This window comes from Jiella soli, assembly GCF_020615385.1.
Classification (GTDB): domain Bacteria; phylum Pseudomonadota; class Alphaproteobacteria; order Rhizobiales; family Rhizobiaceae; genus VKMB-3413.
This window is the reverse complement of the sequence record NZ_JAJAVB010000025.1, coordinates 607807-626102: the sequence shown is the minus strand read 5'-3', so window position 1 is coordinate 626102 and position 18296 is coordinate 607807. Positions and strand designations below refer to the sequence as shown.

General features: G+C 68.4%; 23 protein-coding genes. 11 read left to right on the top strand and 12 right to left on the bottom strand.

Annotation, left to right across the window (positions count from 1 at the left end; translation table 11 throughout):
- The first annotated feature begins 409 nt into the window (after positions 1 to 409).
- From folD to LH400_RS17360, 3 genes are all read left to right on the top strand, one after another.
- Positions 410 to 1330, top strand: coding sequence for a bifunctional methylenetetrahydrofolate dehydrogenase/methenyltetrahydrofolate cyclohydrolase FolD (folD, locus tag LH400_RS17370; protein WP_229154178.1), 921 nt, complete (start codon positions 410 to 412; stop codon positions 1328 to 1330).
- Between the two features lie 124 nt (positions 1331 to 1454).
- Positions 1455 to 1970 carry a methylated-DNA--[protein]-cysteine S-methyltransferase gene (locus tag LH400_RS17365; protein WP_229154176.1) on the top strand — a complete coding sequence of 172 codons (516 nt, stop codon included), beginning with the start codon at positions 1455 to 1457 and terminating at the stop codon, positions 1968 to 1970.
- Between the two features lie 37 nt (positions 1971 to 2007).
- Entirely contained in the window at positions 2008 to 2874 is an 867-nt protein-coding gene (locus LH400_RS17360) for an alpha/beta fold hydrolase (protein WP_229154175.1), read from the top strand.
- 25 nt (positions 2875 to 2899) lie between these two features.
- Here the strand turns inward: LH400_RS17360 and grpE are convergent, their stop codons facing one another.
- Positions 2900 to 3622, bottom strand: coding sequence for a nucleotide exchange factor GrpE (grpE, locus tag LH400_RS17355; RefSeq protein WP_229154173.1), 723 nt, complete (start codon positions 3620 to 3622; stop codon positions 2900 to 2902).
- Positions 3623 to 3845: 223 nt separating this feature from the next.
- Positions 3846 to 4958: a heat-inducible transcriptional repressor HrcA gene (hrcA, locus tag LH400_RS17350; RefSeq protein WP_229154172.1), complete on the bottom strand. Its 1113-nt coding sequence runs from the start codon at positions 4956 to 4958 to the stop codon at positions 3846 to 3848.
- Positions 4959 to 5648: 690 nt separating this feature from the next.
- Here hrcA and dapF point away from each other — a divergent pair.
- The 6 genes from dapF to LH400_RS17320 all read left to right on the top strand — a co-directional run bounded on the left by dapF (position 5649) and on the right by LH400_RS17320 (position 11295).
- Positions 5649 to 6563 (top strand): diaminopimelate epimerase, encoded by a 915-nt coding sequence (gene dapF / locus LH400_RS17345; protein WP_229154170.1) that lies wholly within the window; start codon positions 5649 to 5651, stop codon positions 6561 to 6563.
- The gene (mtaB, locus tag LH400_RS17340; protein WP_229154168.1) at positions 6563 to 7870 is read left to right on the top strand and encodes a tRNA (N(6)-L-threonylcarbamoyladenosine(37)-C(2))-methylthiotransferase MtaB; all 1308 of its coding nucleotides are present in this window, start codon (positions 6563 to 6565) and stop codon (positions 7868 to 7870) included. Before dapF ends, mtaB begins: the two co-directional genes overlap by 1 nt.
- A 19-nt stretch (positions 7871 to 7889) precedes the next feature.
- The gene (locus tag LH400_RS17335; protein WP_229154166.1) at positions 7890 to 8207 is read left to right on the top strand and encodes a hypothetical protein; all 318 of its coding nucleotides are present in this window, start codon (positions 7890 to 7892) and stop codon (positions 8205 to 8207) included.
- Positions 8204 to 9604, top strand: a complete 1401-nt coding sequence (gene ftsY, locus LH400_RS17330) for a signal recognition particle-docking protein FtsY (RefSeq protein WP_229154444.1) — start codon at positions 8204 to 8206, stop codon at positions 9602 to 9604. Before LH400_RS17335 ends, ftsY begins: the two co-directional genes overlap by 4 nt.
- Positions 9605 to 9803: 199 nt before the next feature.
- On the top strand, positions 9804 to 10466 hold the full coding sequence (locus tag LH400_RS17325) for a septation protein A (RefSeq protein ID WP_229154164.1): 663 nt from the start codon (positions 9804 to 9806) through the stop codon (positions 10464 to 10466).
- 76 nt (positions 10467 to 10542) lie between these two features.
- On the top strand, positions 10543 to 11295 hold the full coding sequence (locus LH400_RS17320) for a tellurite resistance TerB family protein (protein ID WP_229154162.1): 753 nt from the start codon (positions 10543 to 10545) through the stop codon (positions 11293 to 11295).
- A gap of 27 nt (positions 11296 to 11322) precedes the next feature.
- Here LH400_RS17320 and LH400_RS17315 read toward each other — a convergent pair whose 3' ends face one another.
- The 8 genes from LH400_RS17315 to tam all read right to left on the bottom strand — a co-directional run bounded on the left by LH400_RS17315 (position 11323) and on the right by tam (position 16054).
- Positions 11323 to 12363: a DUF2332 domain-containing protein gene (locus LH400_RS17315; RefSeq protein ID WP_229154160.1), complete on the bottom strand. Its 1041-nt coding sequence runs from the start codon at positions 12361 to 12363 to the stop codon at positions 11323 to 11325.
- Between the two features lie 2 nt (positions 12364 to 12365).
- Positions 12366 to 12929 carry an NUDIX hydrolase gene (locus LH400_RS17310; RefSeq protein WP_229154158.1) on the bottom strand — a complete coding sequence of 188 codons (564 nt, stop codon included), beginning with the start codon at positions 12927 to 12929 and terminating at the stop codon, positions 12366 to 12368.
- 4 nt (positions 12930 to 12933) lie between these two features.
- Complete coding sequence (locus tag LH400_RS17305; RefSeq protein WP_229154156.1) at positions 12934 to 13230, bottom strand: type II toxin-antitoxin system RelE/ParE family toxin; 297 nt, start codon at positions 13228 to 13230, stop codon at positions 12934 to 12936.
- A 6-nt stretch (positions 13231 to 13236) separates the two neighbouring features.
- Positions 13237 to 13572, bottom strand: coding sequence for a type II toxin-antitoxin system ParD family antitoxin (locus LH400_RS17300; RefSeq protein ID WP_229154155.1), 336 nt, complete (start codon positions 13570 to 13572; stop codon positions 13237 to 13239).
- The gene (locus LH400_RS17295; RefSeq protein ID WP_229154154.1) at positions 13569 to 14246 is read right to left on the bottom strand and encodes a DsbE family thiol:disulfide interchange protein; all 678 of its coding nucleotides are present in this window, start codon (positions 14244 to 14246) and stop codon (positions 13569 to 13571) included. The genes LH400_RS17300 and LH400_RS17295 overlap by 4 nt, the downstream gene beginning before the upstream one ends.
- Positions 14243 to 14440 (bottom strand): heme exporter protein CcmD, encoded by a 198-nt coding sequence (ccmD, locus tag LH400_RS17290; protein ID WP_229154153.1) that lies wholly within the window; start codon positions 14438 to 14440, stop codon positions 14243 to 14245. Before ccmD ends, LH400_RS17295 begins: the two co-directional genes overlap by 4 nt.
- 10 nt (positions 14441 to 14450) lie before the next feature.
- On the bottom strand, positions 14451 to 15212 hold the full coding sequence (locus LH400_RS17285) for a heme ABC transporter permease (protein WP_229154152.1): 762 nt from the start codon (positions 15210 to 15212) through the stop codon (positions 14451 to 14453).
- A gap of 71 nt (positions 15213 to 15283) precedes the next feature.
- Complete coding sequence (gene tam, locus LH400_RS17280) at positions 15284 to 16054, bottom strand: trans-aconitate 2-methyltransferase (protein WP_229154151.1); 771 nt, start codon at positions 16052 to 16054, stop codon at positions 15284 to 15286.
- Between the two features lie 270 nt (positions 16055 to 16324).
- On the opposite strand from tam, the gene LH400_RS17275 reads away from it, so the two are divergent.
- Both LH400_RS17275 and LH400_RS17270 read left to right on the top strand, forming a co-directional pair.
- The gene (locus tag LH400_RS17275; RefSeq protein ID WP_229154150.1) at positions 16325 to 16615 is read left to right on the top strand and encodes a BrnT family toxin; all 291 of its coding nucleotides are present in this window, start codon (positions 16325 to 16327) and stop codon (positions 16613 to 16615) included.
- Positions 16581 to 16847 carry a BrnA antitoxin family protein gene (locus LH400_RS17270; protein ID WP_229154149.1) on the top strand — a complete coding sequence of 89 codons (267 nt, stop codon included), beginning with the start codon at positions 16581 to 16583 and terminating at the stop codon, positions 16845 to 16847. Before LH400_RS17275 ends, LH400_RS17270 begins: the two co-directional genes overlap by 35 nt.
- 69 nt (positions 16848 to 16916) lie before the next feature.
- Here the strand turns inward: LH400_RS17270 and ccmB are convergent, their stop codons facing one another.
- Both ccmB and ccmA read right to left on the bottom strand, forming a co-directional pair.
- Positions 16917 to 17576 carry a heme exporter protein CcmB gene (ccmB, locus tag LH400_RS17265; RefSeq protein WP_229154148.1) on the bottom strand — a complete coding sequence of 220 codons (660 nt, stop codon included), beginning with the start codon at positions 17574 to 17576 and terminating at the stop codon, positions 16917 to 16919.
- Complete coding sequence (gene ccmA / locus LH400_RS17260) at positions 17573 to 18271, bottom strand: heme ABC exporter ATP-binding protein CcmA (RefSeq protein ID WP_229154147.1); 699 nt, start codon at positions 18269 to 18271, stop codon at positions 17573 to 17575. Before ccmA ends, ccmB begins: the two co-directional genes overlap by 4 nt.
- Between the last annotated feature and the right edge of the window lie 25 nt (positions 18272 to 18296).

Here is an 18296-nt window from a genome sequence, read left to right as displayed (position 1 = left end):
AACAGGAAGCGGCGGAACGGCCGCGCGGCGCGCACGCCATGCTCGGAGGGGAATCATGTGCGGGCCCCCGGCCAGAGACCGGGGACCCGCCGCATCGTGCCGTCGAGACGGGGCAGTACTCTTCGGCAGATGGCCTCGATGCCGGCGGCCTCAGACCCGGAGCCGGTATCAGGATGATCGGGATCGGCGAGCGGTTCGCTCCTGCCGATGAGAGGACAATAATCGAAGCAATTGCAGCGCGCTGTGACGAACGTCACTTGCCTCGCCGTCTGGAGGCGGACCGAATCCCGGGCGGCCCGGCGTCTGCGCATCAGCGGATGCGCCTTCGTCCGCCCGCCCTTTCTTCTGCCGGCCCCGCTGCTCTATGAAGTCTGCGGCACCGCCCTCAAGCGTTCGGGAGCGAGACGACATGGCAGAAGCAAGACGGATCGACGGCAAGGCCGTCGCGGCGACCATCATCGACAGGGTCAAGGCGCAAGCGCAGACACTCTCCAGCGAAGCCGGCGTGACGCCCGGCCTCGCCGTGGTCATCGTCGGCTCCGACCCGGCCAGCCAGATCTATGTTTCCTCCAAGGCGAAGATGGCCGCGGAATGCGGTTTTCATTCCGAGAAGTTCGAGCTGCCGGAGGATACGTCCGAAGCGGCGCTCCTCGCCGAGGTGGCGAGGCTGAACGCCGATCCTCGGATCCACGGCATTCTGGTGCAGCTGCCGCTGCCCGTCCAGATCGACGAGGCGAAGGTGATCCAGGCGATCGACGCGGCCAAGGACGTCGACGGCTTCCATCTCGTCAATGTCGGCCTCCTGTCGACCGGAGCCGTCGACGAGGCTTTCGTCCCCTGCACGCCCGCCGGCTCGATGCTCCTGATCCGCAGCGTCCTCGGCGACGATCTGTCGGGCAAGACCGCCGTCGTCGTCGGCCGCTCCAACATCGTCGGCAAGCCGATGGCGCAACTGCTCCTGTCCGCCAATGCGACCGTGACGATCGCCCATTCGCGCACCAGGGATCTTGCCGCCGTCTGCCGGTCCGCCGACATTCTGGTCGCCGCAGTCGGGCGGCCGCAGATGATCACCGGCGACTATGTGAAGGACGGCGCGGTGGTGATCGATGTCGGCATCAACCGCATTGCGGCGCCGGAAAAGGGGCTGCGCGAGGATGGGAGCGCGAAGACGCGGCTCGTCGGCGATGTCCACTTCGCCTCGGCCGCCGAGAAGGCCGCCGCGATCACGCCGGTCCCCGGCGGCGTCGGTCCGATGACCATCGCGATGCTGATGGCCAACACGCTCGTCGCCGCCTGCCGCGCCGCGGGACGAGAGCCGCCGCGCTTCTGAGCGATATCGCGCCGGTCGAGTCTGCGTCCGACGCTGCAGGATGCCGGCGGGGACCCCGGCTTCCACCCCGCAGCCGGCGAACTATGTATTCCAGACGATCCTCAATTCCCGAGCGGCCGGACGCATGGCGCCCCCATTGTCATACACCTATGTCGAGAGCCCCATCGGCCTCTTGCTGGTCGCCGGGGACGAGACGGCACTGCAGGTCCTGAAATTTCCCGGCGGGCGTGGGGCCGACGGACCGCAGCCCGGCTGGCGACGCGATAACGGCCCCTTCGCGGAGGCCGCACGGCAGATCGAGGCGTATTTTGCAGGGGAGCTGCGTCGCTTCGACTTGCCCCTGCGCTTTCGCGGTTCGCCCTTCCAGGAGCGCGTCTGGCACGCCCTCGCGGACATCCCCTATGGCGAGACCCGCAGCTATGGCGAGGTCGCGGCCTTGATCGGCGCGCCGGAGGCAAGCCGGGCGGTGGGGCTTGCAGCCGGCAGGAACCCGCTGCCGATCGTCCTGCCCTGCCACCGCGTCATCGGCGCGAACGGCCAGCTCACCGGCTTCGGTGGCGGGCTCCCGACCAAGACGTTCCTCCTGCGCCTCGAAGGAAACAGGGCCGGCGCACCCAGCGCCCAGCTATCGCTGCTGTAGCCCTTTGCCGCATCGACCCGCCCATGGAGAGTCTGGCATGTTCGAAGGATTCGAGCTGGAAACCGTCGCGATCTCGGACGGGCAGATCCGGCTTCGCCGCGGCGGCTCGGGCCCGCCGCTGCTCCTCCTTCACGGCCATCCGCGAACCCACACGACCTGGCACCTCGTCGCGCCGATCCTTGCGGCTGCCGGGTTCACCGTGATCTGCCTGGACCTTCCGGGCTTCGGCGGTTCCTTCCAGCCGGCGGATCATGCGGGATCGTCGAAGCGCGCCAAGGCTCGGGCCCTTGCCGAACTCATGTCCCGGCTCGGCCACCGGCGCTTCGCGGTGGTCGGCCACGACCGCGGCTCCTACACCGCCTTTCGTCTCGCCATGGACAATCCCGGTCGCGTTGCAGCGCTTGCCGTCCTCGACGGCGTGCCGATCCTGGAGGCGCTGGAACGGTGCACGGAGAATTTCGCCCGCGCCTGGTGGCACTGGTTCTTCTTCGCCGTGCCGGAAAAGCCGGAACGCGCGATCCTTGCCGATCCGCAGGCATGGTACGGCGGGTCACCGGAGGCGATGGGCAGGGAGAACTTCGCCGACTTCCAGGCCGCCATCCGGGATCCAGCGGTCGTCCACGGCATGGTCGAAGACTATCGCGTGAGCCTCACCCTCGACCGGGCCGACGACGCAGCGGACCGGGCGGCCGGCCGGCGGCTCGCCTGCCCGACCCTGTGCCTGTGGTCAAAGCGCGACGATCTCGAACTGCTCTACGGCGACCCGCTCGCCATCTGGAAACCTTGGACCGGCAGCCTCGAAGGCGGCGCGATCGACAGCGGCCACCATATGGCAGAAGAGGCGCCGGACGAACTCGCCCGGCGCCTCCTCGCATTCTTTCGCGCCGTCGCGTCCTGGCCGTGAGCCGCCCGGCTCCGGCCGCGCCGGCTCAGGCCGCGCTGTCGGACTCGTCCGCCGCGCCCTCGCGCGTCTCCGCCGCCGTCGCGGGCTTCGCCTCGCCGGCGGCCTGCTTCGGCCCGCCCTTGGCGACGCCGACCATGGCCGGGCGCAGCACCCGCTCGCCGATCGCATAACCGGCCTGGACGACCTGGACGACGGTGTTGTTCGGCACCTGCGGGTTCGGCACCTCGAACATCGCCTGGTGGAAGTTCGGGTCGAATCGCTGGCCCTCGGGCTCAAGCTTCCTGACGCCATGCTTCTCCAGCGAGGAGAGCAGGCCGCGCTCGGTCACTTCGACGCCCTCGATCAGCGCCTTCAGGCCCGATCCCTCGTCGGAGCGATGCTCGGCCGGCACGGCCTCCAGCGCACGGGACAGATTGTCAGCCACCTGCAACATCTCGCGGGCGAAGCCCGTCACCGCGTAGGTGCGCGCGTCCTTGATCTCGCGTTCGGTGCGGCGACGCAGATTCTCCATGTCGGCGGCGAGCCGCAGCATGCGATCCTTGACGTCGGCATTCTCCGCTTCGAGCGCCGCGATCCGCTCCTGGTCGGCGCCGGCCGCGGCTTCCTGGTCGGCGAAGCCGCTGGCCTCGCCGCCATCCGCCTCGTCGCCATTGGCGTTGGCCGCGTAGGATCCCGCCGCTGCGCCCGCCGCGCCGGCGCCCTTCTGTGCGAACTTGTCTTCTTCGCGTTTGCCGGTCTCGCTGGTCATCCGTTGGTCACCCCGTTCAGTTCAAGAGCGCAGGACCCCGCTTCAGCTTCGGGTCCTACGCTCCAAGTTATCGGTATCGCATCGGAATTTCCGAAAGTCGGTTCCCGATTCTCGGTCCGATGCGACTGGCCGCAGTCCCCTGCGCCGGATTAATCCCGGCGGCGGCGAGCCTGCAGCACGAAAGCGTTATCGCAGCGGCATATCGAATTGCGGGAGCGAGAAATCAAGCCTTGCCGGAGGGCGTGCCGCGCGCGATGAGGCGCGAGACGATGCGGGCGGTATAGTCGACCATGGGCACGATGCGGCGATAGTTGAGCCGCGTCGGCCCGATCACCCCCACCGCGCCGATCACGCTCTCCCCGCCGCCCTTGTAGGGCGCGACCACGAGGGATGAGCCGGAGAGCGAGAACAGCTTGTTCTCCGAGCCGATGAAGATCCTGACGCCCGATCCGGTCTCGGCGAGGCCGAGAAGCTCGACGATGCCGCTCTTGGTTTCGAGATCGTCGAACAGGAGCCGCAGGCGTTCGAGATCCTCCGCCGCCGTGACGTTTTCGAGAAGATTCGCGCGGCCGCGCACGATCAGCCGGGCCGGCTGGTCGGTGGAGGCGCCGGACCAGACCGCGAGCCCCTTGTCGACCATTTCCTGCGAGAGCTTGTCGAGCGCCGTCGCCGTCTCGCCCTTCAGCCGGGCGATCCGCTCCATGGCCTCCGAGAGCGTGCGCCCGACCACGTGGGCGTTGAGGAAATTCGCCGCCTCCAGAAGCTGCGAGGCGGTGACCCCGGCCGGCAGGTCGAACAGCCGGTTCTCGACCTCGCCGTTCTCGCCGACGAGCACCGCGAGCGCCCGCATCGGCTCCAGCCGGATGAACTCGATATGCTTCAGCCGCAGATCGGACTTGGTGGTCAGGACGATGCCGGCGCCGCGCGACAGGCCGGAGAGAAGATTGCTCGCCTCGGTCAGCAGCGAATCCATCGGCCGGCCGTCGCCGACGAGCCGGACCTTCTCCTCGATCTCATCGCGTTCGGAGGGCGCGAGGTCGCCGACTTCGAGAAAGGCGTCGACGAAGAAGCGCAGGCCGAGCTCGGTCGGCAGCCGGCCGGCCGAGACATGCGGCGCATAGATCAGCCCGAGCGTTTCGAGATCGCTCATCACGTTGCGGACGGAGGCCGGCGAGAGCGAGCTCGTCAGGAGCTTCGACAGCATGCGCGAGCCGACCGGCTCGCCGAGATCGAGATAGCTCTCGACGATCAGCCGGAAGATCTCGCGCGCCCGCTCGTCCAGGACGCCCTGGCTCGCCTGGGCCAAGTCACTGGCGGAGATACGCAAATCGGTCATGACGATCGGCAGGGATTGGTCATGGCCGGAGTATAGGCAGGAGGGCGGCCGGGTGGAAGGGGAAGCGCGCCGGCCTCGGCTGGCAGGTCTCCAGAAGGCGGCACTTGCCGAAATGGCCGCCGGCGGCGAATCTGCCGGAGCGTGGGCCCGAGCCCGCCGCGCGAACCGGAAGCGTGCCGGCCATCCCCGTGAGGCTCGCGCCGACACCGGCTCCTTGAAACGACTGACGATTTCGTCGCCCGCGATCGGCAATCGGCAGACGGAAGGGCCCCGCCCGACCCGGTTCGCGCAGCCTTGCCCCTTTCGCCAGCACTGTCCGTGACTTAGGCTAAGTCGGTCGCCTCCCCTGCGGAGGCGTGGATTGAAACGGTCACCGGCCTCTCGATCCTGGTGGCCGGCGACTGTCGCCTCCCCTGCGGAGGCGTGGATTGAAACATTACAGGCTTGCCCTGGACGAGCTGGACGCGGAGTCGCCTCCCCTGCGGAGGCGTGGATTGAAACTTCGACGGCAGGAACTCACCCGTCTCGGGATCTCCCCCCGCGGAGGCGGTCGTGACGCCGGCTCATCGTCCGATTGCGGCGCGGGGAACCGGCCTCCTGCCGCCATCACATGCATTCGGTGACCGGCGGCAGGTTTCGGACCGGCTCCCCGCCTTTCAATCGACGCCCGGATCGGCCATATACGGGCGCATGAGCGCCAGCGCCGACCATTTGGCCGGCCCGTCGATCCCCTTCGCGCGGATGAACGGGCTCGGAAACGAGATCCTGGTCGCCGATCTGCGGGGCACGAAGGCCCGCATATCGGCAGAGGCCGCGCGCGCCCTCGCAAGCGACCCCGCCACCCGCTTCGACCAGATCATGGCGATCCACGACGCGCGCACCAGCGGCACCGACGCCTTCGTCGCGATCATCAACCGCGACGGCTCGGAGGCCGGCGCCTGCGGCAACGGCACGCGCTGCGTCGTCCAGGCCCTTGCGGCCGAAACCGGCGGCCGCGACTTCGTGTTCGAGACCCGGGCCGGTATCCTCAACGCCTCGGAGCGCGAGGACGGGCTGATCTCCGTCGACATGGGCAAGCCGCGTTTCGCGTGGGACGAGATCCCGCTCGCCGAGGAATTCCGCGACACGCGCGCGATCGAACTGCAGATCGGGCCGATCGACGCGCCGGTCCTGCATTCGCCCTCGGTCGTCTCGATGGGCAATCCGCATGCGGTGTTCTGGGTAAGAGAGAACGTCTGGTCCTTCGCGCTCGACCGCTTCGGGCCGGTCCTCGAGAACCACCCGATCTTTCCCGACCGCGCCAATATCTCCATCGCGGAGGTGACCGGCCGCGACCATCTGACGATCCGCACCTGGGAGCGCGGCGTGGGCCTGACCAAGGCTTGCGGCTCGGCGGCCTGCGCTGCCGCCGTCTCGGCCGCGCGCACGCGCCGCACCGGCCGGAGCGTGACGGTCACCGTGCCGGGCGGCGACCTTCTGATCGACTGGCGCGACGACGATCACGTCGTCATGACCGGCCCGGCCGAATGGGAGTGGTCGGGGCGGCTCGACCCCGCGACCGGCGCGTTCACGCGCGACCAAGAGACCGCCGCGGAACCGGCCTGATGGGCATCGACGTCGTCACCTTCGGCTGCCGCCTCAACACCTATGAGGCGGAAATCATGAAGCGCGAGGCGGAGGCCGCCGGCCTCGGCGCCGGCGGCGAGAGCGCGATCGTCTTCAACACCTGCGCGGTGACCGCCGAGGCGGTGCGCCAGGCGCGCCAGCAGATCCGCCGGGCGCGGCGCGACAATCCGGGCGCGCGCATCGTCGTCACCGGCTGCGCCGCGCAGACCGAACCCGCGCGCTTTGCCGAAATGGCCGAGGTCGACGCCGTCATCGGCAATGACGAGAAACTCACGGCAAAGGCCTATCGCGCACTGCCCGACTTCGGCGTCTCGGCCGAAGAGAAGGTGCGCGTCAACGACATCATGAGCGTCACCGAGACCGCCGGCCACATGGTCGACGCGATCGAAGGCCGGGCGCGGGCGATCGTGCAGATCCAGAACGGCTGCGACCACCGCTGCACCTTCTGCATCATCCCCTATGGCCGCGGCAATTCGCGCTCCGTGCCGATGGGCGCCGCGGTGGACCAGGTGAAGCGCCTCGTCGACGGCGGCTACAACGAGGTCGTGCTCTCCGGCGTCGACATGACCAGCTGGGGGGCCGACCTCCCGGGGACCCCGCGGCTCGGCGATCTCGTGCAGGCGATCCTGCGCCACGTGCCGCACCTTCTCCGCCTGCGCCTTTCCTCGATCGATTCGGTCGAGGCGGACCCGGCGCTCGTGGAGGCGGTTGCCTCGGAGCGGCGACTGATGCCGCATCTCCATCTGTCGCTGCAGGCGGGCGACGACATGATCCTGAAGCGCATGAAGCGGCGGCACCTGCGAGCCGACGCGATCGGCTTCTGCGCCGAGATGCGCGCCAAGCGGCCCGACATCGTCTTCGGCGCCGACATCATCGCCGGCTTTCCGACCGAGACCGACGAGATGTTTCAGAACTCCCTCAACCTCGTCGAGGAATGCGGGCTGACCTTCCTCCACGTCTTCCCGTTCTCGCCGCGGGACGGAACGCCCGCCGCCCGGATGCCGCAATTGCAAAAGCCCGTCGTCAAGGAGCGGGCCGCGCGGCTGCGGGCACTCGGCGAGGCCGCCCATGCGGCCCACCTCCAGCGCCGCGTCGGCACCTGCCAGAGCGTCCTCGTCGAGCGCGAGGGCGTGGGCCGCTGCGAGGACTTCACCCTCTGCCGGGTCGATGCAGGCCTCCCCGGCGCGATCGTCTCCGCTAGAATGACGGGGATCGCGGACGGATCTCTCGTCGGGCAGACGCTCGGCGAGCCAGATGCGGCGCTTCTTCCCGCGCCGGCCCTTTGAAAGAGAATCGACGACAGACATGGCTGAGAAAAAAGGCTTCTTCCGGCGGATCTTCTCCTTCGGGTCGGACCCGGAAGATGCGCGCGTTCCCGAACATGGCGAGGCGCCGCGCCCGAGCGACACGGAAGTCGGCCGCGCGGATGCTCCCGATCCGGACCTGAGGCCGCAGGCCGCCGCCAACACGCTGACCGACGAGGAAGCCGGGGCGGACGTCGCCGACGGCGGCGGTATCACGCCGCTCGCCGAAGCCGCCAAGCAGGCGCCCGAGAGCGAAGACACGCCGGCCGAGACCGACGAGGCTCAAAAAAAAACTTCGACGCGCAGCAACGGGAGCTGAGCGGCGCCACCGCACCTGACGAGGGTGACGGTTCGAGCGACGCCGAAAACGCACCGGCCGAGGACGGGGAGACCGACTTCTCCTTTCTCGACGCGCCGCTGGAGCCGATCGAGAGCGAGACGCGCGAACCGGAGGCCGAGCCGGAGTTGCCGGCTCCGGACGTCGAGCCCGCCCATGCGGACGACCATCTGGGCGTCGAGCCCGTGGAAGCCGGGGAGGAGGAGGAAGCCGACTTCTCCTGGCTGGACGAAGACCTGCCGCCCGAGGACGAGGATCCAGACCGTGACCCGGCGGCCCTGCGCAGGGACCCCCAGTTCGCGGACGAGCCGGGCGCCGAGGCAGGAACAGTAGCAGGACCGGCGACGTCCGCTCCCGTCCCCTCCGCCGCGGCGCCCCGCCCTGCGGTTTCGCCCGATGCGGGCTTCCGGCTGCGGGAGAAGGCGGAGCCCGCCGCCGAAGCGGTGCAGCCGGCGCGCGTTCCCTGGCTGCAGCGGCTCCAGGAAGGCCTCTCGCGCTCTTCCAACCAGCTCTCCTCCTCGATCACCTCGCTGTTCACCAAGCGGCGGCTCGATGAGGACACGCTGCAGGACTTCGAGGACGTTCTGATCCAGGCCGATCTCGGCCTGGAGACCGCGATCCGCATCACCGACCGCCTGTCGGAGGGCCGCTTCGGCCGCGAGATCTCGGGCGCGGAAGTGCGCAGCATCCTCGCCGAGGAGATCGAGAAGACGCTGCAGCCGGTGGCGCTGCCGCTGGAACTCGACCTCGAGAAGAAGCCCCACGTCATCCTCGTCGTCGGCGTCAACGGCACCGGCAAGACGACGACGATCGGCAAGCTCGCCGCCAAGCTGACTCGCGCCGGGCTCACGGTGACGCTCTGTGCCGGCGACACCTTCCGGGCCGCCGCGGTCGAGCAGCTGAAGATCTGGGGCGAACGCACCGGCTCCGAAGTCATCGCCAAGCAGATCGGCGCCGACGCCGCGGGGCTCGCCTTCGAGGCCTATGACCGGGCGGTGGAGAACGGTTCCGACGTCCTGATCATCGACACCGCGGGCCGGCTGCAGAACAAGGCCGAGCTGATGGCCGAGCTCGAGAAGATCATCCGCGTTCTCGGCAAGCGCGAGCCGGACGCGCCGCACACGGTCCTCCAGACGCTCGATGCCACGACCGGGCAGAATGCCCTCTCCCAGGTCGAGATCTTCCGAAACGTCGCCGGCGTTAACGGACTTGTGATGACCAAGCTCGACGGCACGGCCAGGGGCGGCATCCTCGTCGCCATCGCCGGCAAGCACAAGCTGCCGGTCTATTTCGTCGGCGTCGGCGAAGGGATCGACGACCTCGAACCCTTCAAGGCGAAGGATTTCGCCCGGGCGATCGCGGGAACCGAGATGGCCTGACGGACACCGGGGCAAGTCATAGATTCGACCCGAATTCATCCGAGGTCCTCGTCGCGGTCTTGAGCCGGGGTTCGATCCGGGCCATCTCAGCTGGGAACGGGCCGAAGCGGCCGCGAACCGCAGGCCGGAACGGCTGTTCCGCGGCGAATTGGAACGGATGCGGGGCGAAGCCCCGGGCTGAAAAGGCAATACCGCTGACATGACCGAGCACATCATCGAAGACGAGCCGAACACACCGGGGCGCAAGGAGGTCAACCCGCTCCTGAAGTTCGCGCTGGAACTCGGCCCCCTCGTCGTCTTCTTCTTCGCCAATTCGCGCGGCGAGGACATCGTGGCCGCCGTGCCCGCCCTCGGCAGCCTGGGAGGGCCGCTCTTCGTGGCCACCGCGCTGTTCATGGCGTCGATGACGATCGCGCTCGCCGTGTCCTGGGCGATCACGCGGACGCTTCCCCTGATGCCGCTGGTCTCCGGCGCCGTCGTGATCGTTTTCGGCGGGCTAACGCTGTGGCTGCATGACGAGACCTTCATCAAGATGAAGCCGACCATCGTCAACGTGCTCTTCGCGGCGGTCCTGCTCGGCGGGCTTTTCTTCGGCAAGGCGCTGCTCGGCTATGTCTTCGACCAGGCGTTCAAGCTCGACGATGAAGGCTGGCGCAAGCTGACGCTGCGCTGGGGCATCTTCTTCGTCTTCCTGGCGGTGGTCAACGAGGTCGTCTGGCGCAATTTTTCGACGGATTTCTGGGTCGCCTTCAAGGTCTGGGCGACGATGCCGATCACCATCGTCTTCATGCTCGCGCAGATCCCGCTCCTGAAGAAGCACTCGCTGGAACCCCTCGGCACCGGAAAGCCCAAAACGGAATAGATCGCGCCGGCAGGATTGCGAAGAGCGGGGGCCATCGCGATATCGGGGTCAGACCCTTTCTCGACGGAGCTTCCCCATGGACATTCAGCGCCTACTATCCGACTTCCTCGGCGCCGGCACCGCTCGGCCGAGCCCGCACGGCACGCGGCCCCCTCACGATCGCCAGTCGGGCGGCTCGATGATCGACCAGGTCGGCGGTCTGCTGCAGGGGCAGGCGGGATCGGCGCTTTCCGGGGCGCTCGCCGGTGGCCTCGCCTCGCATCTGTTTCGCGGCAAGGGGATGAAGAAGCTCGGCGGGTCGGCGGTGAAGCTCGGTGGCGCCGCGCTGATCGCCGGTCTCGCCTACAAGGCCTATCAGAACTACCAGAACCAGCAGGCGCGTCCCGCGGGCCCAGTGGGCGGCGGTGCCGCGCGACTTCCCGCGAACGACATTCCGGAAGCGTCCGGCACGCCATTCCTGCCGCACGGCGAGGAGGACGATCGCGCCCGGCTGATGCTGTCGGCAATGATCGCGGCGGCCAAGGCCGACGGCTACATCGATCAGGCCGAACAGGAGCGGATCTTCGGCCGGATCGACGAGCTCGACCTCGAGGCGGATGAAAAGGGCCTGCTGATGGACCAGATGCGCCGGCCGCTGTCGATCGACGAGATCGTCGCCAAGGTGGCAAACCGCGAGGTGGCGGCCGAAGTCTATGCAGCCTCGCTCGTGGCGATCGATCCCGATCATCCGGCCGAGAAGGCCTATCTCGACATGCTGGCCGCAAGGCTGGAACTGCCGGCCGAACTCGTCGAGGAGATCGGCCGCACGGCGGGCGAGCTGCAGGAATAGGCGTCCCGCGGGGCGCGCCAGACCGGCTCAGCTGTGCCAGTCGAGCCAGCGGCCGTGAAAGTCGGCGCGCCCGAGCTGCCGTGTCTCGCCGCCTGGCCACAGGTCGAGGCTGACAGCCGCGCCCTCGCCGGCCCCATCCGGCTCAAGCCGCAGCCAGGCCAAGGGCCGGTCCGCCGTCGCCTCGACGCCGGCTGCGCGCATCGCCTCGGTAATCGCGGCCTTGGCCCGCTCCGGCATGTACTGCCACATGATCGAATGCATCAGGCAGAAGGCCGCATCCGCCGGCCGGCCCGCCAGGGCGTCCCGGACGAAATCGGCGGCATCGCGCTTCTCGACGACGACGCCCTGATCGAGGGCGATGTCGATCGCGGCGCCGAGACGGGCGAGCCGCGCGGCCTGATCCGCCCAGACATAGCTTCGCAGCCGCAGACGAGCCTCCGGTGTCTCCAACGGGACCGGCGAGATGTCGCATCCCCGTCGGGACACGATGGCGAGATCGCCGGCAAGGTCCGGGACGGCGCCGTGAAGGTCCGGCCTCAGCTGAACACAAGAGGCGGCATCGCCCCAGCGCGCCCCGCCGAAATCATAGAAGAAGCGGTCGAGCGACAGGTTGAGGCCGGCGCTGGAGCCGATCTCGGCAAGCACGATCGGCCGTGCCGTCTCCCGCGCGACGAGGAGGAGCCCCGGCAGAAGCGCGGCCGACCGGGCGACCTCGTTGGTCTGCGGCGGCGAGGCGAGGAAGGCGGCGACTTCCGCATCATGGACGACGAGCGCGCGGGCGGCGGCGGCCGCGAGGCCGCTCGCATCCAGCGGGTTCGGCGGATAGACGGACGCGAGCGCGGCATCCGTGCCCGCAAGGACCAGGCGGTGCAGCGCGCCGGCGAGGCGCAGCGGCAGCGCCGCATCCGGTCCCTCGGCCCAATCGTGGACGAGCCGGCCGGTCGCAGTCGTGCGGTCCAGAACCTGCGGCATGAGCCGGCAGAGCGCGGCGGTGAAGGGCGAGCCGAGCCGCTCGCAGGCCTCGGCCTGTCCCTCGAACTGCACGCGCAGCGGCCCGGCGAGCGTCACCGTCAGAACTCCCCGTGGCCAAGCCGGCGCCCGTCCGGCATCATGTTGCCGGTTGCCCCCTGCGGGTTGGCGAAGGGCACCGGCGGCGCTCCGGCCTCGGCCTCGCGATCATGGTTCAGCGCCCAGTGCACCGACGGGAAGGCGATCTCGTCCCAGGGAATGTCCTCGAAGGCGAAGAGCGCCACATCGAGGCTTTCCGGCCCGGCAGAAAAGCCGGACTCGGCGAGGCTTGCGCGATAGATCAGCTGCACCTGGCTGATCCGCGGCACCGAATAGACGGAGAGCAGCCGGTCGATGCGAAGTGCCGCATTGGCCTCCTCGCGCGCCTCGCGCCTGGCGCCCTCCTCCGGCGTCTCGTTCAGCTCGAGATAGCCGGCCGGGATCGTCCAGAAACCGCGCCGCGGCTCGATCGCGCGCCGGCAGAGGAGGATGCCGCCACCGTGGTGCACGACGGAGCCGACGACGATCTTCGGGTTCTCATAGGCGACGAAGCCGCAGGTGTCGCAGATCCTGCGCGCAACGTCGTCGCCCTCGGGCGTGCGGTGGGTGAAGGAGGGTTCGGTCATGCCGCTACAGATGGTCCGGAAGGTTCATGCGGGAATGCAGGATGCGGACGACATACATCCGACCCTCGTCGCCGAACCGGTAGACGATGTAGTGTGCCCCGACGAGCTTGCGCAGATAACCCGCCCTCGTTTCGTCGAACGGCCGCCCGCGGGTGTATCCTTCGGCGAGCTTCTCACAGAGAGTTCGGAGCCGACCGGAATATTGCCGAGCCTGCTGGCGGCCAAAGAGGCGAAGGCTGTCTCGATAGATCTCCCGAAGATCACTTTCGGCTCTCGCCGAATAGAGCGGGCGACCAGCCATGCCGCGTCAATCCTTCGTATCGCGTGCGCCCCGCTCCTCAGCTTCGACCTCTTCAAAAAGGTCGCCCCAGTCGATCTCATGGAATCCGCCGCTCGCCTCGCCTTCGTCGATCGCAGCACGGAATGCGGCCAGCTTACGTTCGCGCTGTTCGAGAAGCTGCAATCCGGCCTGTACGACTTCGACCTCGCTCTCAAAGCGCCCGTCGCGGACCTGCTCCTCGATCAGCCGGCCGAAATGTTCGGTGAAGTTCAGTGACTTTTGGATCCCCATGGTCAGCCTGTCTCCAATCTCCCAAGTGCCGCTGGATTTAAGTCCTGCCGAGGAACGAAGAAACGTTTTCAACTCACCGGCGACACGCCCTTCGGCTCGCGCTTCAGCGCTTCGGCCAGCGCCGGCATCAGGCCGCGCTCGATGGCCTGCGGTGTGAATGGGCCGGTCTGCTTGTAGAGGATCTCGCCGTCGGGCGCGACGAGGAAGGTTTCGGGCACGCCGTAGACGCCCCAGTCGATGGTCGCCGCGCCCTTCTCGTCGACGCCGATCGCGTCATAGGGATTGCCGAGGCTCTGCAGAAACTTGCGCGCGTTCTCCGGCTTGTCCTTGTAGTTGATCGCGACGAGGCGGAAGCGCTTGTCCCGGGCAAGCTGCATCAAGAGCGGATGCTCCTCGCGGCAGGGCGCGCACCAGGAGGCGAAGACGTTGACGAGCACCGGCCGCCCGTCGCCGAAGCCCGTAAGGTCCAGGCCCGGCATCGGCGTGCCGTCGGCGCGGGTGACGCCCTCGAGCGGCGGCAGCGTCGTCTCCGGCGCCGTCTTGCCGATCAGGACCGACGGCACCTCGTTCGGAGCCCGTCCCGCGACGAGCTGGGCCAGGAACACGGCGGCGAGGCCGCCGAAGACGACCAGCGGCAGGAGCACGAGCCAGTTGCGCCGGCGCCTGCCGGCCCCGGCGGCGGCCGTCGGCGACTGATCGGCCGGAGCGGTCTCGATCAGCGTCGGGGTCTCCGGCTCCTCGCTCATCGGCCCGCCCCTGCGGCGCCGGAGGCCCGGTCGTCGCGGCCGGCGGAGCGCCGGCGGATGCCCTGCGCCTCCAATGTCTTCAGAGCCCGGCGCTGGACCCGCGCGTCGAAGAAGACCCAGAGGCCGAGCGCGACGATGCCAAGCGCCGACAGGCCGTAGGCCGAGGCGATGAAGCCGAAATAATCGTGCTGCATGAAATTCTCCTCAGCCCTCGACCCGGCGCGCGGCGAGGCGCGACAGGGCGGCGACGCGTCGGCGCATGATCTCGTTGCGCATCGCGGTCAGATGCAGCGCGAAGAACAGGAGCGTGAAGCCCAGCGCCGAGACGAGCAGCGGCGCCAGGAAAACAGCCGGCATGGACGGGCCGTCCATGCGGATGACCGAGGCGCCCTGATGCAGCGTGTTCCACCAGTCGACCGAGAACTTGATGATCGGAATGTTGACGAAGCCGACGAGGACGAGGATCGCCGCCGCCTTGGCGCTCTTGCCGGGGTCGTCGAGCGCGCGGGTGAGCGCGATCAGGCCGAGATACATCAGGAACAGGACGAAGACCGAGGTCAGCCGCGCGTCCCAAACCCACCAAGTGCCCCACATCGGCCGGCCCCAGATCGAGCCGGTGATCAGCGCCAGCGCCGTGAACACCGCGCCGATCGGCGCCGCCGCCTTGACCGAGACGTCGGCGAGCGGATGGCGCCAGACGAGCGTGCCGAGCGCCGAGACGCTCATCACGGTCCAGATCATCATGCACAGCCAGGCGAAGGGCACGTGGATGAACATGATCTGGACGGTCGCGCCCTGCTGGTAGTCCGGCGGCGCGGCAAAGCCGAGGCCGATCCCGACGGCGATGGCGAGAAGCGCCAGGCCATAGAGGAAGGGCTGGACCTTGCCGGACAGTTCGAGGAACCGCGTCGGATTGGCGAGTATCGAAAAGCGCGAACGCTTGGCCGGGGCGGTGAAGTCGGTCATGACGCGAATTTAGAGCCTCTCCGAACTGACCGCAAACGGCTTCTTTCCGGTCCGACGCCGATCGGACGGACTCAGCGCATTGCCACGATAAAGAGGCGTGGAAAGGGCAGAAGCACGCGGCCGTCGCGAAGTGGCGGATAGGCCCTTGCGATCCGGGCCGTATAGGCGGCGAGGAAGTCCGCCTTCGCTGCCTCGTCCAAGGGATCGAGGAACGGCCTGAGCCCCGTCGCGCGCACCCACTCCACGATCGCCCCGGCGTCCGGGAGCACGTGGCAGTAGGTCGTGCGCCAGATGTCGATCCCGCGGGCATGCGGCTGGAGGAGGTCGTAATAGTCCTCGACCGACGGGATCGTCGCGCGCACCGCATTGGCGTCGCCGATCTTCTCCGCAAACTCCGGCTCGGCGGCCACCTCCCGCATCAGCCGGTGCGAGGGCTGATCGAGATTGTCCGGCATCTGCACGGCGAGAACCCCGCCCGGCGCAAGGCTCTCCATCAGTTGCGGGAACAGGCGCTCATGGTCCGGCACCCATTGCAGCACGGCATTGGCGAAGATCAGGTCCGCCGGCGGCTCGGCCCGGAAGGTCGTGACATCCGCCTGCCGAAAGGTGACGCCCGGCAGACGCGCACGGGCCTTCTCCAGCATGTCCGGCGAGGTGTCGACGCCCTCGACGGAGGCCTCGGGGAAGCGCCGGACGATCAGCTCGGTCGAATTGCCGGGCCCGCAGCCGATGTCGACGGCGTGGCGCACGCTCTTGAGCGGCACCCGCGCCAGGAGATCGGCAGCGGGGCGGGTCCGCTCGTCGGCGAAGCGGAGATAGAGGTCGGCGTTCCAGTCGGTCATGGGGGCGTCCGGTTTGTCATGAGGGCCGGTTTAGTGTCGAGGCGTGCTTTCCAAAGCCGTCCTTTAGGCGGGAGCGTCGACCAGGCCGGCGGCGTACAGATTATCGCGTTATCGCGATCCTGTCGGTGCGCCGATTGGAAACCGCCGGACGGCTCAATCAGCGGGCCAAGATTGAACGCAGGTCGCCCAAGAACGCCATCTGACGATATCCGTTCTATGGATTCGTCATACAAATCGTATTACAATTCGGCCCGAGCGGCGAGACGGTCGATGCAGTTCGAATGGGACGACAAGAAGAACCGCGACAATGTTGCCAAGCACGGCATGAGCTTCGAGCAAGCCGCGCGAATCTTCGATGGTTTCACGGTCGACTGGATCGACGATCGGTTCGCCTACGGAGAAATCCGCGAGATCAGTGTCGGAATGATTGATGGGGCAGCCGTGGTCGTGGTCGTCCACACGGATCGCGCCGGCGTCTGCCGCATAATTTCTGCTCGACCGGCACTGCGTCATGAAAGGAAACGGTATGAGACGGAGATTCGAAAAGCCTTTGACCTCTGAAGAGCTTGCCGCATTGCCGGACAGCGAGATCGACACCAGCGATATCCCTGCTATGGATGAGTCCTTCTGGAAGCATGCGCGTGTCTCTCCGCCGAGGACGAAGCCAAACGTCTCGCTGCGACTGCCGGAGGATGTGCTGAGTTTTTTCAAGGCCGAAAGTCCGAAGGGCTATACGTCGCGCATGGCCGCAGTGCTGTCGGCATACGTTCAGGCCCACCGGGCAAAGCCGTGACCAAAAACAGGATCATCGCGTTCTGGTCAGTCTCATCCCGCCGAGCAGCAGCATCGCTCCCTACCTCCTTTAATCCGCCCCCGCCTTCAGCGCCGCAGCGGCCGCGACAGGCCCCAGCGCGCCGAAGAACAGTGTCAGGGCACACAAAATCATGAAGGGCGGGAGGAACGGGTCGGGGTCGTTCACCGCGCCATAGGTCGCCGAGACGCCGAAGATCAGGACGGGGATCGCCAGCGGCAGGACCAGCACCGAGACGAGGAGGCCGCCGCGCGGCAGGGCGACGGCGACGGCGGCGCCGACGGCGCCGATGAAGGTGATGGCCGGCGTTCCGACGAAGAGCGTCGCCATGACCGCGCCGATCGCCTGCGGCGAGAGCGCCAGGAACAGGCCGAGCAGCGGCGAGGCTGCGACCAGCGGCAGACCGGAGGCGACCCAGAGCGCCAGGCATTTCGACAGGACGGTGAGCGGCAGCGGCGTCGGGCCGGTGATCAGGAGGTCGAGCGTGCCGTCGTCGCGGTCGGCCTGGAACAGCCGGTCGAGGGTGAGCAGCGCCGACAGCAGCGCGCCGATCCACAGGATGGCCGGGCCGATGCGCGACAGGAGGTTGAGGTCCGGCCCAATGCCGAAGGGCACGGTCGCGACCACGGCGAGGAAGAAGATGACGCCGGTCATCGCCCCGCCGCCGCCCTGGAAGGCAAGGCGCAGGTCGCGCGCGAAGACCGCGATCACAGCCAGCCCTCCGCGGCGTCGAGCGCGGCCTCGTCGATGTCGGGGGAGCCCGTCACGGACGAGTCGACGGCGCCGGGCGCAAGGGACAGGCTTTCGGCGTCCTCCAGGCCGAGCGGCTGGTGCGTCGCCGCGATGGCGATGCCGCCCGCCCGGCGATGGTCGTCGACCAGGCCGGCGAAGCGCGCCTGCGAGGCGCTGTCCAGCGCGGATGTCGGCTCGTCGAGGATCCAGACCGGCCGCGCCGCGACGAGGAGACGGGCAAGGCTCGCCCGCCGCTGCTGGCCGGCGGAGAGATAGGCAAAGGGCAGATGCGCGACACCCGGCAGGCCGACGGCCTCCAGCGCAGCAGTGACGCTCGTCCCGCCGCCGCCGAGAAAGCGGGCCCAGAAGGCGAGGTTGTCGCCGACGGCGACGGAAGGCTTCATCGCATTCCTGTGGCCGACATAGTGGCAGGCTTCGGCAAGATGCCGCGCCGCCTCGCCGTCCGGCGCGAGCGCGCCCTCGACAGAGACCGTCCCGCTGATCGGACGCAGCAGCCCCGCAAGCGTGCGCAGCAGCGTCGACTTGCCGGCGCCGTTCGGGCCGGTGACGAGAAGCGCCGCGCCGCTGCGAATCACGACATCGAACGGCCCCGCGACGGCGGCGCTGCCGCGGCCGACGAGGAGACCCGAGACGGTGACGAGAACCTGGCTCACGCCGTCCGCACCGCGAGAAGACGCA

Bases quoted from the DNA above. Each gene is read 5' to 3' on its own strand.
- folD (WP_229154178.1), top strand. From the start codon at position 410: ATGGCAGAAGCAAGACGGATCGACGGCAAGGCCGTCGCGGCGACCATC.
- LH400_RS17365 (WP_229154176.1), top strand. From the start codon at position 1,455: ATGGCGCCCCCATTGTCATACACCTATGTCGAGAGCCCCATCGGCCTC.
- LH400_RS17360 (WP_229154175.1), top strand. From the start codon at position 2,008: ATGTTCGAAGGATTCGAGCTGGAAACCGTCGCGATCTCGGACGGGCAG.
- grpE (WP_229154173.1), bottom strand. From the start codon at position 3,622: ATGACCAGCGAGACCGGCAAACGCGAAGAAGACAAGTTCGCACAGAAG.
- hrcA (WP_229154172.1), bottom strand. From the start codon at position 4,958: ATGACCGATTTGCGTATCTCCGCCAGTGACTTGGCCCAGGCGAGCCAG.
- dapF (WP_229154170.1), top strand. From the start codon at position 5,649: ATGAGCGCCAGCGCCGACCATTTGGCCGGCCCGTCGATCCCCTTCGCG.
- mtaB (WP_229154168.1), top strand. From the start codon at position 6,563: ATGGGCATCGACGTCGTCACCTTCGGCTGCCGCCTCAACACCTATGAG.
- LH400_RS17335 (WP_229154166.1), top strand. From the start codon at position 7,890: ATGGCTGAGAAAAAAGGCTTCTTCCGGCGGATCTTCTCCTTCGGGTCG.
- LH400_RS17325 (WP_229154164.1), top strand. From the start codon at position 9,804: ATGACCGAGCACATCATCGAAGACGAGCCGAACACACCGGGGCGCAAG.
- LH400_RS17320 (WP_229154162.1), top strand. From the start codon at position 10,543: ATGGACATTCAGCGCCTACTATCCGACTTCCTCGGCGCCGGCACCGCT.
- LH400_RS17310 (WP_229154158.1), bottom strand. From the start codon at position 12,929: ATGACCGAACCCTCCTTCACCCACCGCACGCCCGAGGGCGACGACGTT.
- LH400_RS17305 (WP_229154156.1), bottom strand. From the start codon at position 13,230: ATGGCTGGTCGCCCGCTCTATTCGGCGAGAGCCGAAAGTGATCTTCGG.
- LH400_RS17295 (WP_229154154.1), bottom strand. From the start codon at position 14,246: ATGAGCGAGGAGCCGGAGACCCCGACGCTGATCGAGACCGCTCCGGCC.
- ccmD (WP_229154153.1), bottom strand. From the start codon at position 14,440: ATGCAGCACGATTATTTCGGCTTCATCGCCTCGGCCTACGGCCTGTCG.
- LH400_RS17285 (WP_229154152.1), bottom strand. From the start codon at position 15,212: ATGACCGACTTCACCGCCCCGGCCAAGCGTTCGCGCTTTTCGATACTC.
- tam (WP_229154151.1), bottom strand. From the start codon at position 16,054: ATGACCGACTGGAACGCCGACCTCTATCTCCGCTTCGCCGACGAGCGG.
- LH400_RS17275 (WP_229154150.1), top strand. From the start codon at position 16,325: ATGCAGTTCGAATGGGACGACAAGAAGAACCGCGACAATGTTGCCAAG.
- LH400_RS17270 (WP_229154149.1), top strand. From the start codon at position 16,581: ATGAGACGGAGATTCGAAAAGCCTTTGACCTCTGAAGAGCTTGCCGCA.